The 15,005-nt window shown below is 58.7% G+C and carries 15 protein-coding genes; 9 read left to right on the top strand and 6 right to left on the bottom strand.

Annotated features, from left to right (window positions below):
- Nucleotides 1-56 precede the first annotated feature (56 nt).
- The 8 genes from ACZRMS_RS17295 (at nt 57) to ACZRMS_RS17260 (ending at nt 8,091) form a co-directional block, all read left to right on the top strand.
- Nucleotides 57-1,268 carry a thiolase family protein gene (locus ACZRMS_RS17295; RefSeq protein ID WP_463996265.1) on the top strand — a complete coding sequence of 404 codons (1,212 nt, stop codon included), beginning with the start codon at nt 57-59 and terminating at the stop codon, nt 1,266-1,268.
- A gap of 5 nt (nt 1,269-1,273) precedes the next feature.
- Entirely contained in the window at nt 1,274-2,212 is a 939-nt protein-coding gene (locus tag ACZRMS_RS17290; protein WP_463996264.1) for a bifunctional OB-fold nucleic acid binding domain-containing protein/MaoC family dehydratase, read from the top strand.
- A gap of 214 nt (nt 2,213-2,426) precedes the next feature.
- Nucleotides 2,427-3,314 carry a VOC family protein gene (locus ACZRMS_RS17285; protein WP_463996263.1) on the top strand — a complete coding sequence of 296 codons (888 nt, stop codon included), beginning with the start codon at nt 2,427-2,429 and terminating at the stop codon, nt 3,312-3,314.
- Between the two features lie 27 nt (nt 3,315-3,341).
- Nucleotides 3,342-4,217: a CoA transferase subunit A gene (locus tag ACZRMS_RS17280; protein ID WP_463996262.1), complete on the top strand. Its 876-nt coding sequence runs from the start codon at nt 3,342-3,344 to the stop codon at nt 4,215-4,217.
- An 11-nt stretch (nt 4,218-4,228) separates the two neighbouring features.
- On the top strand, nt 4,229-5,026 hold the full coding sequence (locus tag ACZRMS_RS17275; protein WP_463996261.1) for a CoA-transferase subunit beta: 798 nt from the start codon (nt 4,229-4,231) through the stop codon (nt 5,024-5,026).
- A gap of 14 nt (nt 5,027-5,040) precedes the next feature.
- Nucleotides 5,041-5,946, top strand: a complete 906-nt coding sequence (locus tag ACZRMS_RS17270; RefSeq protein WP_463996260.1) for an enoyl-CoA hydratase — start codon at nt 5,041-5,043, stop codon at nt 5,944-5,946.
- Entirely contained in the window at nt 5,943-7,007 is a 1,065-nt protein-coding gene (locus ACZRMS_RS17265; protein ID WP_463996259.1) for an NAD(P)H-dependent flavin oxidoreductase, read from the top strand. Before ACZRMS_RS17270 ends, ACZRMS_RS17265 begins: the two co-directional genes overlap by 4 nt.
- A 373-nt stretch (nt 7,008-7,380) precedes the next feature.
- Nucleotides 7,381-8,091, top strand: coding sequence for a purine nucleoside phosphorylase YfiH/LACC1 family protein (locus ACZRMS_RS17260; RefSeq protein WP_463996258.1), 711 nt, complete (start codon nt 7,381-7,383; stop codon nt 8,089-8,091).
- Between the two features lie 49 nt (nt 8,092-8,140).
- Here the strand turns inward: ACZRMS_RS17260 and ACZRMS_RS17255 are convergent, their stop codons facing one another.
- The 6 genes from ACZRMS_RS17255 to ACZRMS_RS17230 all read right to left on the bottom strand — a co-directional run bounded on the left by ACZRMS_RS17255 (nt 8,141) and on the right by ACZRMS_RS17230 (nt 13,591).
- Nucleotides 8,141-8,842, bottom strand: a complete 702-nt coding sequence (locus ACZRMS_RS17255) for a helix-turn-helix transcriptional regulator (protein WP_463996257.1) — start codon at nt 8,840-8,842, stop codon at nt 8,141-8,143.
- A 356-nt stretch (nt 8,843-9,198) separates the two neighbouring features.
- Nucleotides 9,199-10,305, bottom strand: a complete 1,107-nt coding sequence (locus ACZRMS_RS17250) for a Gfo/Idh/MocA family protein (protein ID WP_463996256.1) — start codon at nt 10,303-10,305, stop codon at nt 9,199-9,201.
- A gap of 156 nt (nt 10,306-10,461) precedes the next feature.
- The gene (locus ACZRMS_RS17245) at nt 10,462-11,229 is read right to left on the bottom strand and encodes an SDR family oxidoreductase (protein WP_463996255.1); all 768 of its coding nucleotides are present in this window, start codon (nt 11,227-11,229) and stop codon (nt 10,462-10,464) included.
- A 9-nt stretch (nt 11,230-11,238) separates the two neighbouring features.
- Entirely contained in the window at nt 11,239-12,312 is a 1,074-nt protein-coding gene (locus ACZRMS_RS17240; protein ID WP_463996254.1) for a phosphotransferase family protein, read from the bottom strand.
- 198 nt (nt 12,313-12,510) lie between these two features.
- On the bottom strand, nt 12,511-12,825 hold the full coding sequence (locus tag ACZRMS_RS17235; RefSeq protein WP_048358034.1) for an SCP2 sterol-binding domain-containing protein: 315 nt from the start codon (nt 12,823-12,825) through the stop codon (nt 12,511-12,513).
- A 55-nt stretch (nt 12,826-12,880) separates the two neighbouring features.
- Nucleotides 12,881-13,591: a histidine phosphatase family protein gene (locus tag ACZRMS_RS17230; RefSeq protein ID WP_463996253.1), complete on the bottom strand. Its 711-nt coding sequence runs from the start codon at nt 13,589-13,591 to the stop codon at nt 12,881-12,883.
- A gap of 206 nt (nt 13,592-13,797) precedes the next feature.
- Here ACZRMS_RS17230 and sohB point away from each other — a divergent pair, with 206 nt between their 5' ends.
- A complete protein-coding gene (gene sohB, locus ACZRMS_RS17225; RefSeq protein ID WP_463996252.1) occupies nt 13,798-14,817 on the top strand; it encodes a protease SohB in 1,020 nt (339 codons plus the stop codon).
- The last annotated feature ends 188 nt before the right edge of the window (nt 14,818-15,005 follow it).

Here is a 15,005-nt window from a genome sequence, read left to right as displayed (position 1 = left end):
GTCGCACCGCCGCCCCCACAAAACGGCCTGATTTGCACTTCTAAAGAGAGATAACCATGGGTCTTAAAGGTCACGCGGCCATTGTTGGCAGCGCTCAGTACAAGCCGGAGAAATACGCCACGGCCCCGCGCATGTTCCATCTGGAGCAAGTTGCCGACCTGGCTGCCCAGGCGTTACGCGATGCCGGTTTGCAGGCATCCGACCTCGACGGGCTGGTGATCAATGGCCCGCAATTTCATGAAGCTTCGGTGTTCGTGCCGGCCATGGCCGCCGAATACCTGGGCTTGCGCCTCAACTTTGCCGAAGTCGTCGACCTTGGCGGCTGTACCTCGGTCGGCATGGTCTGGCGCGCTGCCGCTGCCATCGAACTGGGTTTGTGCCAGGCGGTCCTGTGCGTGTTGCCTGCGCGCATGGCGCCCATGGGCCCGGACGAAGATGCCAGCTGGATGGCCCGGGCCATGCGCTTCGGTGGCCACAGCACCGCGTTCGGCGCACCGGAAGCCGAGTTTGACCTGCCCTACGGGCACATGGGCCAGAACACCGGCTACGCAATGATTGCCCAGCGCTATGCGGCGCAATACGGCTACGATCCACGGGCGCTGGCCAAAATTGCAGTCGACCAGCGCACCAATGCGCAGTACAACCCGCAAGCCATGTTTTACGGGCAACCGCTGACCATCGAGCAAGTGCTGGCCAGCAAAAAAGTGGCCGACCCGCTGCACGTGCTGGAAATCGTCATGCCCGTGGCCGGTGGCGCCGCGATGATCATCGCGTCCAGGGAAGTGGCCGCCCGTGCCCGTAAACGGCCGTCATACATCACAGGTTTCGGCGAGCACCTGGCGTTCAAGTCGCCGTCCTATGCCGCCGACATGCTGCATACCCCGATCGGTCCGGCTTCACGCCGCGCCTTCGACATGGCCGGGCTCAAGCCGGCAGATGTGGACGCAGCGCAAATTTACGACTGCTACACCATCACCGCCTTGCTGACCCTGGAAGACGCCGGTTTTTGCGCCAAGGGCGAGGGCATGAACTTTGTGCGCGAGCACGACCTGACCTGGCGCGGAGATTTCCCCATGAACACCCACGGCGGCCAGCTCAGCTTTGGCCAGGCCGGTTCGGCTGGCGGCATGAGCCAGGTGATCGAGGCCGTGACGCAAATCGCCGGTGAAGCCGGTGAACGTCAGCTCAAGCAGTGCGACACGGTGTACGTCTCAGGCACCGGTGGGGTGATGAGTGAGCAGGGTGCATTGATTCTTCAGGGAGCATGATTGCGATGTCGAATAACAAACCAATGCCGGTGCCGACCGAGATTTCTGCACCGTTCTGGGAAGGCCTGAAGGCTGAGCGCCTGCTGATTCAGCAATGCGACCAGTGCAGCCACTGGGTGTTTTACCCGCGCCGGCACTGCCCGGCGTGTTTTGCCCATGCGCTGACCTGGCGTGAAGTCAGCGGCGGGGCGACGTTGTACAGCTTTACCGTGACCCGCATCGCGACCCTGCCGGACTTCGCCGATGAAATGCCGCAGATGCTGGCGGTGATCGAACTGGATCAGGGCGTGCGGATCAACAGCAACCTGGTGGGCCTGGACGAGTCCGAAGTGACCATCGGCATGCGCCTGCAACCGGTGTTTGCCGAGGTCGATGGCAAGGGCGCGCGATTGCTGCGCTTCACCGGGATGGACAAGGATCCTGTGGCCTTGAAGGCGCTGCGGACTGTCGAGCAGCCGGTTGTACAAGAAGCAGTGGCCGTGCGCCAGATCGCGCTGGACGACGAGGCGGCATTGCAGTCACTGGTCAGTGAAGACTTCAGCCCGTGGAGCAATCAGGTGGTGGTGGATCAGGCCTTGATCGACACCTTTGCCCAGCTGTCGGGTGATGACTACTGGATCCACACCGACCCTGAACGTGCGCGCAAGCAAAGCCCGTTTGGCGGCACCATCGCCCATGGTGCCCTGGTGCAGATCCTGCAATCGCGGATGAAGCTGAACCTGGGGTACGAGATCACCGGCTTCAGCAACATGGTCAACTACGGTTCGGACCGCCTGCGCTTCCCGGCGCCGGTACCTGCGGGTTCGACGATCCATGCGCGGGCGCGGGTCAAGCGTGTGGAGCGGGTCAAGAGCGGTATGCAGCTGACGCTGGATCTCAACACCCATGTGCTGGGCAGCGAGCGGCCTTCGGTGATCAATGAGCTGGTGATTTTGTACATGTGATCCCTTGTTCAAATGTGGGAGCGGGCTTGCTCGCGATGGCATCACCGCGGTTGCCTGTCAGGCCGCGTAGATCGCATCGCGAGCAAGCCCGCTCCCACAGGGGAACCATACAGATCTTCAGTTGCAAGCTTTAGTCTCAACGGACGATGAGCCCCGCCAGCATCCTTCCCATACTGCCCCGAGCCAATAAATACAGGCATTGAGGAGCAGGCACATGATCGACATTCGTGGTTTGAGCTACTTCGTTGCAGAGTCTGCCGACCCCGTCCAGTGGCAGCGTTATGCCCAGGACGTGCTCGGGATGATGGTCAGCGAAGCACCCGCCGGCGGCTTGTACGTGAAGATGGATGAGCGTCCGTTTCGCATGCTGATCGTGCCTGGGGGGGAGTCGCGCTACCTGGCCTCGGGTTGGGAACTGGCCAGCGAGAAGGCATTCAATGCCGCCATCGAAGTGCTGGACCAGGCCGATGTGACCTGGCGCCCGGGTACCCCCGAACAATGTGACCAGCGCGGTGTGCAAGCACTGCTGCACGTCACTGATCCTTCGGGCAACCGCCACGAACTGAGCTGGGGCCACCGCTCCGATTGTCAGCCCTTCGTATCGCCGCAAGGGGTGCCGGGCTTTGTCACCGGTGATATGGGCCTGGGGCACACCGTGCTGCCTGCGCCGAATTTCGATGCCACCCTGGCGTTTGCCAAGGACGTCCTCGGCTTTGAACTGTCGGACATTTTCAACTTCCGCCCGGACCCGTCGGCACCGCCGGTGCGCATCCACTTTTTGCATTGCAAAAACAGCCGTCACCACAGCCTGGCACTGGCCGAATACCCCGTGCCGTCAGGCTGTGTGCACGTGATGGTGGAGGTCGAGTCGATGACCGAAGTCGGCCGCGCCCATGACCGGCGTACGGCGCACAACGTGCCGTTGTCCGCCACCCTCGGCCAGCACCTGAACGACCGCATGACCTCTTTTTATATGAAAACTCCTTCGGGCTTTGACCTGGAGTACGGCTATGGCGGCTTGCTGGTGGACTGGCAAGACCACAGCGCTTTTGAATTCACCCGGGTGAGTCTGTGGGGTCACGATTTTTCAGTTGGCCAGTAACTCTGGTCCAGCAGTAAGGAGCACTACATGAACAAGCAAATGACAGCGGCAGACGTGGTCGGCCAACTGCGTGACGGCATGACCATCGGCTTCGGTGGCTGGGGGCCACGGCGCAAGCCCATGGCGATTGTGCGCGAGATCCTGCGCTCGGACGTCAAGGACCTGACCGTGGTCGCCTACGGTGGCCCGGAAGTGGGCATGCTCTGCGCTGCCGGCAAGGTCAGGAAACTGGTATTCGGCTTTGCCACCCTCGATGCGATCCCGCTGGAAGCCTACTTCCGCAAGGCTCGCGAGGCCGGTGAGCTGGAGCTGATGGAACTGGACGAAGGCATGCTGCAATGGGGCCTGCGTGCAGCGGGTATGCGCCTGCCGTTTTTGCCGACCCGTTGCGGTCTGGCCACGGATGTCAGCCGTCTTAACCCGGCGATCAAGCAGGTGCAGTCGCCCTATGACGATGGCGAGGTGCTGCTGGCCATGCCCGCACTGAATCTGGACATGGCGTTTTTGCACGTCAACGTGGCGGACCGTCTGGGCAATACCCTGGTTACCGGCCCCGATCCGTATTTCGACCATCTGTTCGCACGGGCCGCCAAACAGTGCTTTGTGTCCTGTGAGCGCATCGAGGAGCGTTTGAGCCTGGACGCCACCCAGGCCCGCTTCAACACCTTCGAGCGTTACCTGGTCAGCGGCGTGGTGCATGCACCGTTCGGTGCGCACCCGACGTCGTGCCCGTCCGATTACGGCTGGGACATGAGCCATCTCAAACGCTACAGCGCCAGTGCTGCCGAAGAAGGCGGCTGGGCAGGCTACATGGCGGAGTTTGTGACCCCGGGCGAGAGCGCCTATCAAGCCAGCAATGGCGGTGTCGATCGACTGAGCGCCTTGGCGCTGCCCGTGTTTTAAGGAGTATGAATATGACTGCTACGTGCGAATTTACCCTGGCTGAACTGTTGATCGTGGCCTCCTGCGAAGCCTGGCGCGACAACGGCGAAGTGATTGCTTCGGGCCTGGGCGTGATCCCGCGTCTGGGCGCGAGCCTGGCCAAACTGACCCACAGCCCTGAGCTGTTGATGACCGACAGCGAAGCGTTTCTGGTGGAAGAACCGATCCCGTTGGGGCCCCGTGGCGACTTTGTGCCGCGTTACTCGGGCTATCTGTCGTTCGAGCGGGTCTTTGAGTGTGTATGGGGCGGGCGCCGTCACGCGATGATCGGGCCAACCCAGATCGACCGTTGGGGCCAGACCAACCTGTCGTGCATTGGCGACTATCAAAAGCCCAAAGTGGCGATGCTCGGGGTGCGTGGCTTGCCGGGCAACAGCATCAACCATATCAACTCGTTCTTCGTGCCAAGCCATAACACCCGGGCGTTCGTGTCGGGCGAAGTGGACATGGTGTCGGGCGTCGGCTTCAAGGATGAACGCTGGGAAGAGGGCATGCGCCGGGACCTGATGGACATTCGCCTGATCGTCACCGACCTGTGCGTGATGGACTTCGGCGGCCCGGCCCGGGCGGTACAGGTGCGCTCCCTGCACCCTGGCGTGAGCTTTGAAGAGGTGCAGGAAAAAACCGGCTTCCCGTTGCTCAAGGCTGCCGACCTCAAGCAGACCGTGGCGCCGACGCCGGAGCAACTGGCTGTGATCCGCCGGCTCGACCCCCATGACTATCGCGCAGCTGCGCTCAAGGGCAACCCGCCCGGCATTCGTCAGGCCTAAGGCAAGGAATCGTCATGAGCAGTGACAGCGAATTTGTGCAGCGGGCTGATACCGCTGTGTATGAAACCGAAGAACCGGTGCTGTATGAGGTGGTCGACGGCATTGCCACGCTGACCATGAACCGGCCCACCGTCAATAATGCGCAAAACTCGCAGATGACCTATGCCCTGGACGACGGGTTTCGCCGGGCCGTGAATGACGACGCGGTGAAGGTCATCGTGTTGCGCGGCAACGGCAAACACTTCTCGGCGGGGCATGACATCGGCACCCCGGGGCGCGACATCAACAAGTCGTTCGACCGGGCGAGCCTGTGGTGGGACCACACCAACAAGCCGGGCGGCGAGTACCTGTATGCCCGCGAACAGGAGGTGTATCTGGGCATGTGCCGGCGCTGGCGCGAACTGCCCAAGCCGACCATTGCCATGGTGCAGGGCGCGTGCATTGCCGGTGGGCTGATGCTGGCGTGGGTCTGCGATTTGATCGTGGCCAGCGACGATGCGTTTTTCCAGGACCCGGTGGTGCGCATGGGGATTCCGGGGGTGGAGTATTTTGCCCATCCCTATGAGCTGAACCCGCGCATTGCCAAGGAGTTCCTGTTTACCGGCGACCGGATGAGCGCCGAGCGCGCCTATCAAATGGGCATGGTCAACCGCCTGTTTGCCCGCGAAGCACTGGAGGCCGGCACCTATGCGCTGGCAGCGGCCATCGCCAAACAGCCGCGCATGGGGCTGGCGCTGACCAAGCAGGCGATCAACCACGTCGAAGACCTGCAGGGCAAACGTACAGCCATGGACGCGGTGTTTGCCTGGCACCACTTTGCCCATAGCCATAACGAGTTGCTGTCGGGCGACAAGCTCGGCGGCTACGACGCCAAGGCGATGATTGAAGCGAACAAGACAGCTGCGGGTGAGCGTCGATGACTGAGTACCTGCAGACGGCGTTGACCGATGCGCTGGGTTGTCGTTACCCCATCGTGCAAACCGCGATGGGCTGGGTGGCGGATGCCAATCTGGTGATCGCCAGCACCCGGGCCGGAGCCTTCGGGTTTCTGGCCGGGGCGACCATTGCGGAAGATCAGCTGGAAGCCGAGATCCAGCGGGTGATCGAGGCCACCGGTGGCAGCAATTTTGGCCTCAACTTCCATATGTTCCAGGAGAACGCCGCGCAGTGCGTGGACCTGGCCATCGAGTACCGCTTGCGTGCGGTCAGTTATGGTCGCGGGCCGGATCGCCAGACCATCGAGCGCTTCAAAAAGGCCGGCGTGCTGTGCATCCCCACCGTGGGCGCACTCAAGCATGCGCTCAAGGCCGTGGAGCTGGGCGCGGACATGATTACCATCCAGGGCGGCGAAGGGGGCGGGCACACCGGTGGTGTGCCGAGCACCATCTTGCTGCCGCAGGTGCTGGATGCGGTACGGGTGCCGGTGATTGCGGCGGGTGGTTATTCCACCGGGCGTGGTCTGGCGGGGGCGTTGGCCACGGGGGCGGCAGGGATTGCCATGGGCACGCGGTTCTTGATGACCAGGGAGTCGCCCACGCCCATTGCGACGCTGGAACGCTACGTAAAAGTCGCCGATCCGCAAAAAATCCGCGTGACCACGGCGGTGGACGGCATGCGCCACCGGATGATTGAAAACGCGTTTATCAATCGTCTGGAAAAGGCCAGTGCCTTTGGCCGTTTGCGCATTGCCCTGGGCAGCGCCTGGCAGTGGAAGCAACAGACCGGCATGAGCCTGGGGCATATGCTCAGCGTGTTTGCCCAGTCGGTGAAGGAAGACCCGGGCGCCTTGTCGCAAACGGTCATGGCCGCCAACCAGCCGGTGCTGTTGCAGCGCTCCATGGTGGATGGCGTGCCGGATGAAGGGATCTTGCCGTGCGGGCAGGTGGCGGCAGCGATCGGCGAGTTGAAGACCTGCCAGGCGCTGATCGACGAGATGGTGCAAGAGGCTGATAGGTGTTTGCGGGCGATTTGCAAGCAGTAGGGAGGGCTCATTGTGGGAGTCGGTTTGCTGGCGCTGGTTGGTCTGTGAAATCGAGATACTTGCATCGTCGGCAAGGCAGCTGTGCTGTTCGTGAAAGGCGTGGAATTTGCGTGCTTGTTAGCACTTGCCGGCAGTAACTTAATTCTTTTTATGGTGCGTTGATATTATGAAGGCCAGAGTAACAGCTGCTACGATGAGTGCTTCGTAGAAAAATACATTTCGTAACGCCTGCTCAGATGTGAAGTGCGTGCTGAATAAAAATATGAGCACGCCGGAAAAACCAGTCACTGTATTGAACGCCGCGTGTCGTGAGGTCGTTGAGTTGTTTCTAGAAAGGTGTGGTGTTGTGGGTAAATCTTGATGGGGGGTGTTTATGGCAGGGTTCGTGTCTGAAAATTTATGCCTTATTCCCAATATTGCCCACTCTTTTGGAGTGGCAGGGAAAGCTGATTTGCCTCAGGATCTTTTCTATTGTGCTCAGCAACACGGAACTGATGTCGTACAAGCAGATGCGGGCCAACCAGCAGGGATCATTTGCGCAGATGCGGTTTTTACTCGTACGACCCGACCCATAGCTGTCGTGACGGCGGATTGCCTGCCTATTCTCGTTGGGTCGAGCCGTGATGAGTTTGTTGCGGCTATTCATGGCGGATGGAAAGGGTTGGTTGGCGGAATAATAGAAAACGCTTTTAATACGTTCCGGCAATCGGGTATATCACTTGAATATTTGCACGTTGGGATAGGGCCCGCAATACAGCCTTGTTGTTATGAAGTCAGTCAGTCATTAATTAGTCATATAGAGTTAGTGCATGGGCATGTGTGGCGTGGGAGTCAGCCCCCTTGGACAGTCACTCAATTGGCAACTTCAGAGCCATCCTGTTGCGCTCATGCAACGGCTTGGCTTAATCTTCCGCTGTACTGCAAATATCTGCTTGAATTCGTCGGGCTGGAAAGCGAGCACATTAATATGGTCGATGTATGCACTTATTGTTCGGGTGAGGGGCTAGGCAGTTACAGGCGAAGGGTTCACTTCGATGAGCCGAAAATTTTTCAATACTCTTGGATTAAATTGATCTCATCCTGAGAGTCTTGTTGAGGTGCAGTCAGCTGATTAAACACGGGTCGTTTATTGTTTATATGTGGCCTTTTATTATTGCGTGAGCGATAGCTTGAGCTTTGTTGGTTGTGTGTGTTTTGTCTTTGATTGTTTTATAGTGATAATTTATCGTGTCCAGAGAAATCCCCAGAATCTTTGCAGTTTCTTCCGATGTTTTACCGTCGGCGCCCCAGCGTAATACTTCTTGTTCTCTGCGTGAAAGGGTAGCTGTGCGGGAGGGGATTTTGTTCAGCTCAAGTAATTTGTCATGGATGTTATTGGCGAGTATTTTTAGGATTTTTTTCAGTGTTTTTGACTCGTTATGGTTTATTTTTAAATGCCTTCTTGCCAGTATTAATCGTTCTGTAGCTCCTTCTGGCTTAGGGCGTGAGTAGGCAATAAAAAATAGTGAGTCGGATGCGTTTTCAGGTTGTATGTTTGTGTGCTCTTTTTCACGGGGTAAAACTGTTGAGTGGTCTGGTTTTATCTTGAGTTTTCCGACGGTTACAGAGGAGGTTTTTTTGGCTGTGCAGAGAGTATTCTCAAATGGGTAGTTTTCATAAATATAATTTTTGGGGTTGGTAAAGGGTGTTGGGAGTTGGAAGTGATATGAAAAGTATTCGAATTTCATGTCGGTTATTGTATTAAGGCATCTTGCCCATAAGGCTTCAAGCGCCTCATGTTCAGGCGTTGTTTTAGTCGGGAGGTATTTTAGTGTAAGCGGTCTGTTCCGATTCATGGTAGTGGTCCGCACATTTAAATTTCTAAGTGGCGATAGCGACTATTACCTACGGCAGTGGGCATGATAAGTCAGACAGGTCTTATGCTGTTGATCCATTTTCTATTTGAATCGAGGGGTATTTCATACAAATACACCTCTATTTATGGTGTTAATGAGCTGGGTTAAAGGGTGGGAGAGCCTTCTTAGTGATCATGTGATCTCGTAGCACCGAACGAGTAGAACGATACCGCGTCAGGCTGAGAAGCTGACGCAAAACCACCCGGCGAGCTGTTTAGCGAGAAACACTTCGCTAGTGCTTGACCGGGTACAGAGTATCTACAGGACTAGATGCCTATGCACTGCGGGTGAGAGCTTTAAAGCACGACCCAACGCTGCTCCTGGGCTGCCACGCGGATGGCGGCAGCCAGGCGCTCTACTTGCCAGGCTTCTTCAAAGTCGGGGCCGGGTGCGGGTTGGCCGGCGCAGGCCTGGATCACGGCGTGCACTTCCAGGGTCTTGAGTTCGTTGTATCCCAGCTGATGGCCTGCCGCCGGGCTGAACGCGGCATACCCGGGCAACGCCGGCCCGGCCAGCAGTCGCTCGAATCCCCCCTGACCGCGCTTGCACAGTTGCAGCTCATTGAGGCGCTCCTGATCGAATTTCAGGGTGCCCAGGGTGCCGCTGATTTCAAAACTCAGGTGGTTTTTGTAGCCGTGCTTGAGCCAGCTGCTGCTGAAGGTGCCGCGCGCGCCATTGCTGAACCGCAGCAGGGCGTGGGTCTGGTCATCCACCAGGATGCTGCGCTGCTCGCTGTTGTTGTGGCTGGCCGGGCGTTGCGGGTGGACGGTCTGGCTGTCTGCACACACCGCTTCAATGTCGCCCACCAGATACCGTGCCATCGCCAGCAGGTGACTGCCCAGGTCCGCCAGCGCGCCACCGGCGTGGCTCGGTTCGCAGCGCCATGACCAGGGCAAGGCCGGATCGGCCATGAAGTCTTCGCTGAATTCCCCCTGAAAGCTGATCAGGCGGCCCAGTTCGCCGCGTTCAATCATCTCGCGCGCCAGTACCAGCATCGGGTTGTGCTGGTAGTTGTAGCCCACCCGCGTAACCACTCCCGCCGCCTTGGCCGCCAGGCGCATTTCATCGGCTTGTTCAAGGCTCACGGCCAGTGGTTTTTCGCAGTACACGGCTTTGCCCGCCGCGATGGCGGCCATGGCCATGGGGAAGTGCAAGTGGTTGGGGGTGGTGATGGCGATCAGATCGACCCCGGGGTCGGCAATCAGCTGTTGCCAGTCGCCATGGGCGCGCTCAAAACCCCAGGCGCTGGCGCAATGCTGAGCGCGCTCGGCGTCGGCGTCGGCCAGCGCGGCGAGGTGCAACTGCACCGGCAGTTCAAACGCTGCGCTGACGTTACGAAACGCCAGTGCATGGGCCCGGCCCATAAACCCGGTGCCAATCAAACCAATTCCAAGACGACGCATAGCCTGAACCCTTTGAATTATTGTTTTCAGAAGGGCTCTTTATGGAATAAATATTCTGTAATTGCAATGAGTGGAACTTAATATTTGTTTGTGCCCGGGACTCCTCACCCCAACGCTGTCCCTCCGGGAGAGGGCCGGGGTGAGGGGCGCCTCAGGCTATGACAAGAACCCGCCATCCACATTCAGCGATACACCGGTGGTGTAGCTCGACGCATCGCTGGCCAGATACAGCACGGCACCGGCCATCTCGCCGGGGGCGGCCACGCGCTTGAGCGGGATCTGTTGCAGCGCGGTCTTGAGGATGGCGTCGTTGCTGACCAGGGCCGAGGCGAATCTGGTGTCGGTCAGCCCCGGCAACAGGGCGTTGCAGCGGATGCCGAAGGCGGCACATTCCTTGGCAAACACCTTGGTCATGTTGATCACCGCGGCTTTGGTCATGGAGTACACGCCCTGGAACACGCCGGGCGATACGCCGTTGATCGAGGCCACGTTGATGATGCTGCCACCCCCGTGTTCTCGCATCAGCTTGCCGGCCTCAACCGACATAAAGAAATAACCGCGAATATTCACGTCGACGGTTTTCTGGAAGGCCCCCGGGTCGGTGTCCAGCACATTGCAGAACTGCGGGTTGGTCGCGGCGTTGTTGACCAGAATGTCGAGGCGCCCGAAGTCCTGGCGAATCCGCGCGAAGGTCTGGGTGATCTGCTCCAATTCGCCGATATGGCAGGCGATGGCGGTGGCCTGGCCGCCTTCGGCGATGATCGCATCGGCCACCGGCTGGCAGCCTTCGAGCTTGCGGCTGGACACAATCACATGGGCGCCTTGCTGGGCCAACAGTCTGGCGATGGCCTCGCCGATACCGCGGCTGGCACCGGAAACAAAGGCGATTCTGCCATCGAGGTCGAACAGTTGAGTCCTGGGCATGCGGATTCCTTAGCGAGTGCGAGTTTTGGGGGCGATGACCTTGAGACTCATCTGCTCAAGCAAGGCGTTCATCTGCACAAATTGAGCAAAGCGTTGGTCCTGGGTCTGGCCGTGGTAGTAGCGGTAGTAGATTTGCTGAACGATACCGGCCAGACGGAACAGGCCATAAGTGTAGTAAAAGTCGTAATTATCTATCTGAGTCCCTGAACGTTCGGCGTAGTAGTCGACGAATTCGCGACGGGTCAGCATGCCGGGCGCATGGCTTGGCTGGCGGCGCATCAACTGCACCGGGGCCGGGTCGTCGGCTTCAATCCAGTAGGCGAGTGTGTTGCCCAGATCCATAAGCGGGTCGCCCAGGGTGGTCAGCTCCCAGTCCAGCACGCCGATGATCTGCATCGGGTTGTGCGGGGCGAGGATCACGTTGTCGAAGCGGTAGTCGTTGTGAACGATGGCAGGCGAGGGGTGGTCAGCGGGCATATTGGCTTTTAGCCAGTCCTTGACCGCTTCCCAGCGCGGTGCATCCGGGGTCAGGGCTTTTTCGTAGCGCTCGCACCAGCCGCCAATCTGGCGTTGCACATAGCCTTCGGGTTTGCCCAGATCGCTCAGGCCACAGGCGGTGTAATCAACCTTGTGCAGTTCCACCAGCTTGTCGATGAAGCTTTGGCACAAGGTGCGCGTGTGGTCGGGCGTGAGGCCAAGTTCTGGCGGCAGGTCGGCGCGCAGGATGATGCCCTTGAGCCTCTCCATCACATAAAACTCGCTGCCGATCACGGACTCATCGGTGCAGTGGGCATAGGCTTTCGGGCAGTAGGGGAAGGCATCCTTGAGTTGATTGAGGATGCGGAACTCGCGGCCCATGTCGTGGGCCGACTTGGCCTTGTGGCCAAACGGCGGGCGGCGCAGAACCAGCTCAACGCCGGGGTATTCGATGAGGTAGGTAAGGTTCGACGCGCCGCCGGGGAACTGGCTGATCGCGGGCTGCCCGGTGAGCCCGGCAATATGGGCCTTGAGCCAGGGATCAATGTGGCCGGCGTCGAGTTCTTCGCCAGAGCGGATGCGGGTGGACGAGTCGGTAAGCGCCATGTCTATCTCTTCTGCTTATATTTTAGGCCTGACAACATTCGCCAATCTAATGGGCTGACGCATTGCCGACAAGGCAAGCAGGGCCTTAATAGGTAGGGGTGTTAGCGGGTAATCAGCGCGCTTGATAGCCTTTGAGTGAAGCACAGACGAAAAAAAACCGGAGTGCGTGGGCTCCGGTTTTTTTGTGAAGCGTGTGGCTTAAGCCGGGAACAGTTCGCTGAGCTTCATGGCCAGCATCATGTCGCCTTCAGCGCGCAGTTTGCCGCCCATGAATGCTTGCATGCCGTCGGTTTCGCCGCTGACGATGCCTTCCAGGGTTTCGCCGTCCATGACCAGAGTCACTTGAGCGTCCGGGTTTTCGCCTTCCTTCAGTTCGCAGGTGCTGTCTTTGACGATCAGCGAGAAGTTTTTGTCGTCATCAATGCGGAAACCGAAAACCAGGTCCAGGCCAGCAGCAGCGGCTGGGTTGAATTTGGCTTTCATTGCTTGAACGGCATCAGCTACAGAAGTCATGGTTCGATCCTTTTGTGGTGGGTTACGGCGACCCGGAGGCCGCGGTTGCCGACGCTCAACGATAAGTGATGAGTGACGGCGTCTTCAACAGTTGCAAATGCGCATGACTGTTGAAGGAAGCCAGGGTGACCTCGCGGCCTTGGAACTTGAGCAGGCTGAGCGAGGTGTTAGCAATGTGCCAGGTCAGCTTGAAGGCATCGCTGGCTGGAATCTGGGTCAGGATGTGGAGCAGGGCAGTGATGGTGCCGCCGGAGGTGAACACGGCGATCGTCTGCTGGTTGCGCGCCAGGTCGAGCAGGCGGTTAAGACCCGCCTGGACCCGTTCGACAAAACCCAGCCAGGTTTCCAGCTGCGGGGTGTCATAGGTGCCACTGAGCCAGCGGGCGATGATCAGCTCAAAGATGCGCTGGAACTCCGCCGGGTTGTGGGCCGCATTGTGCATGGCGGCAATGGCGTCGGGTTCGTCCGGCAGCAGGCCCGGCAACAGGGCACCCAGTACGGCGAACGCATCGAACTCGTCGAACGCAGCGTCTGTTTCCAGGGCCGGCACGGGCAGCCCGACAGCGCGAAACTGCTCCAGGGCATGGCGCGCGGTGTCTTGCTGACGCAACAATTCGCCCGACACGCAGCGATCAAAGCGCAGGTCCAGATCAACCAGATGCTGACCCACGACTTGTGCCTGCCTGACGCCCAGCGGCGACAGTACGTCGTAGTCGTCTGCTCCGAAGGAGGCCTGGCCATGTCTGATTAAATAGATGCTGCCCACGTGCGCGTCATCCCGGTGCTTTCAAAGTCAGGCGAGGTTAGGAGGATGGCAAGTGGCTGTCAATGAAAAAACATACGCTTGTTTGAATTCCTTCTGACGTCCAAAGGCAAGGTGCTTCCCGGGTGGCAGGCCCCGGTTGGCGCCGGTATGCTGGACGTCATTGCGCAGCCCTGACCCGAGGGTTGCAGACGTTTTAAGGAGAGGCTGTGGAATTTCTTGCCGAGTACGCCAGTTTTTTGGCTAAAACCGTGACCCTGGTGATCGCCATTGTGGTGGTCCTGGTGACCCTCGCCGCATTGCGTGGCAAAGGGCGTCGTGCTACCGGGCAATTGCAGGTCATCAAACTCAATGACTTTTACAAGGGCCTGCGCGAGCGTCTGGAGCAGACGCTGTTGTCCAAAAGTCAGCTCAAGGCCCTGCACAAGCAGACCGCTAAAACCGACAAAAAACTGAAAAAACAACCGGATGACAAGCCGCGGGTCTTTGTCCTGGACTTTGTAGGTGACATCAAAGCCTCTGCCACTGAAAGCCTGCGTCACGAAATCACCGCGTTGCTGGCCCTGGCAAAGCCGGCAGACGAAGTGGTGCTGCGCCTTGAAAGCGGCGGCGGGATGGTCCACAGCTACGGCCTGGCCTCGTCGCAACTGGCGCGGATTCGTCAGGCGGGCATTCCGCTGACCATCTGCATCGACAAGGTCGCGGCCAGTGGCGGGTACATGATGGCGTGTATCGGGCAGAAGATTATCAGCGCGCCCTTTGCGATCTTGGGCTCCATCGGCGTTGTGGCGCAGTTGCCCAACGTTAACCGACTGCTGAAAAAACACGATATCGACTATGAAGTCCTGACCGCAGGCGAGTACAAGCGCACGCTGACGGTTTTTGGTGAAAACACCGAAAAGGGCCGTGAGAAGTTTCAGCAGGATCTGGACATTACCCATCAGCTGTTCAAAAACTTCGTGGCCAAGTACCGCCCGCAACTGGCGATTGATGAAGTGGCCACCGGTGAAGTCTGGCTGGGTGTGGCTGCTGTCGAAAAACAACTGGTCGATGAACTTAAAACCAGCGATGAGTACTTGTCCGAGCGGGCCAAGGATGCCCAGCTCTATCACTTGCACTACGCACAGCGCAAGAGTTTGCAAGAGCGTGTGGGGCTGGCGGCCAGCACCTCGGCGGCCGGTGTTATTGATTCACTGTGGGAGCGTTTGACCCAGTCACGCTTTTGGTAAAGCCGCAGGCACTGTTGTGATCGAGTGATTGCAACAGTGCTGCAGTGGCCTCTAAGACCAAGTTTAAGTGCGGTAGTTATGTAGCATTCAAACTTCATATTCAAATGCGTCGCTTGTTAATTGATCAAGTAATTAGCGGATCAATCCTCACGGTTATCTATAAGCTAAAGCCTCGAACGAAACACCAG

The organism is Pseudomonas sp. B424, from assembly GCF_055408345.1.
Note: the sequence above shows the minus strand (reverse complement) of the source record. Positions and strands in the feature narration are given on the sequence as shown.

What these genes read in the sequence shown, in the direction of transcription:
- ACZRMS_RS17280 (WP_463996262.1), top strand. Translation starts at nt 3,342, where the DNA reads ATGAACAAGCAAATGACAGCGGCAGACGTGGTCGGCCAACTGCGTGAC.
- ACZRMS_RS17240 (WP_463996254.1), bottom strand. Translation starts at nt 12,312, where the DNA reads ATGGCGCTTACCGACTCGTCCACCCGCATCCGCTCTGGCGAAGAACTC.
- ACZRMS_RS17270 (WP_463996260.1), top strand. Translation starts at nt 5,041, where the DNA reads ATGAGCAGTGACAGCGAATTTGTGCAGCGGGCTGATACCGCTGTGTAT.
- ACZRMS_RS17290 (WP_463996264.1), top strand. Translation starts at nt 1,274, where the DNA reads ATGTCGAATAACAAACCAATGCCGGTGCCGACCGAGATTTCTGCACCG.
- ACZRMS_RS17265 (WP_463996259.1), top strand. Translation starts at nt 5,943, where the DNA reads ATGACTGAGTACCTGCAGACGGCGTTGACCGATGCGCTGGGTTGTCGT.
- ACZRMS_RS17250 (WP_463996256.1), bottom strand. Translation starts at nt 10,305, where the DNA reads ATGCGTCGTCTTGGAATTGGTTTGATTGGCACCGGGTTTATGGGCCGG.
- ACZRMS_RS17245 (WP_463996255.1), bottom strand. Translation starts at nt 11,229, where the DNA reads ATGCCCAGGACTCAACTGTTCGACCTCGATGGCAGAATCGCCTTTGTT.
- ACZRMS_RS17285 (WP_463996263.1), top strand. Translation starts at nt 2,427, where the DNA reads ATGATCGACATTCGTGGTTTGAGCTACTTCGTTGCAGAGTCTGCCGAC.
- ACZRMS_RS17260 (WP_463996258.1), top strand. Translation starts at nt 7,381, where the DNA reads ATGGCAGGGTTCGTGTCTGAAAATTTATGCCTTATTCCCAATATTGCC.
- ACZRMS_RS17275 (WP_463996261.1), top strand. Translation starts at nt 4,229, where the DNA reads ATGACTGCTACGTGCGAATTTACCCTGGCTGAACTGTTGATCGTGGCC.
- ACZRMS_RS17235 (WP_048358034.1), bottom strand. Translation starts at nt 12,825, where the DNA reads ATGACTTCTGTAGCTGATGCCGTTCAAGCAATGAAAGCCAAATTCAAC.
- ACZRMS_RS17295 (WP_463996265.1), top strand. Translation starts at nt 57, where the DNA reads ATGGGTCTTAAAGGTCACGCGGCCATTGTTGGCAGCGCTCAGTACAAG.
- ACZRMS_RS17255 (WP_463996257.1), bottom strand. Translation starts at nt 8,842, where the DNA reads ATGAATCGGAACAGACCGCTTACACTAAAATACCTCCCGACTAAAACA.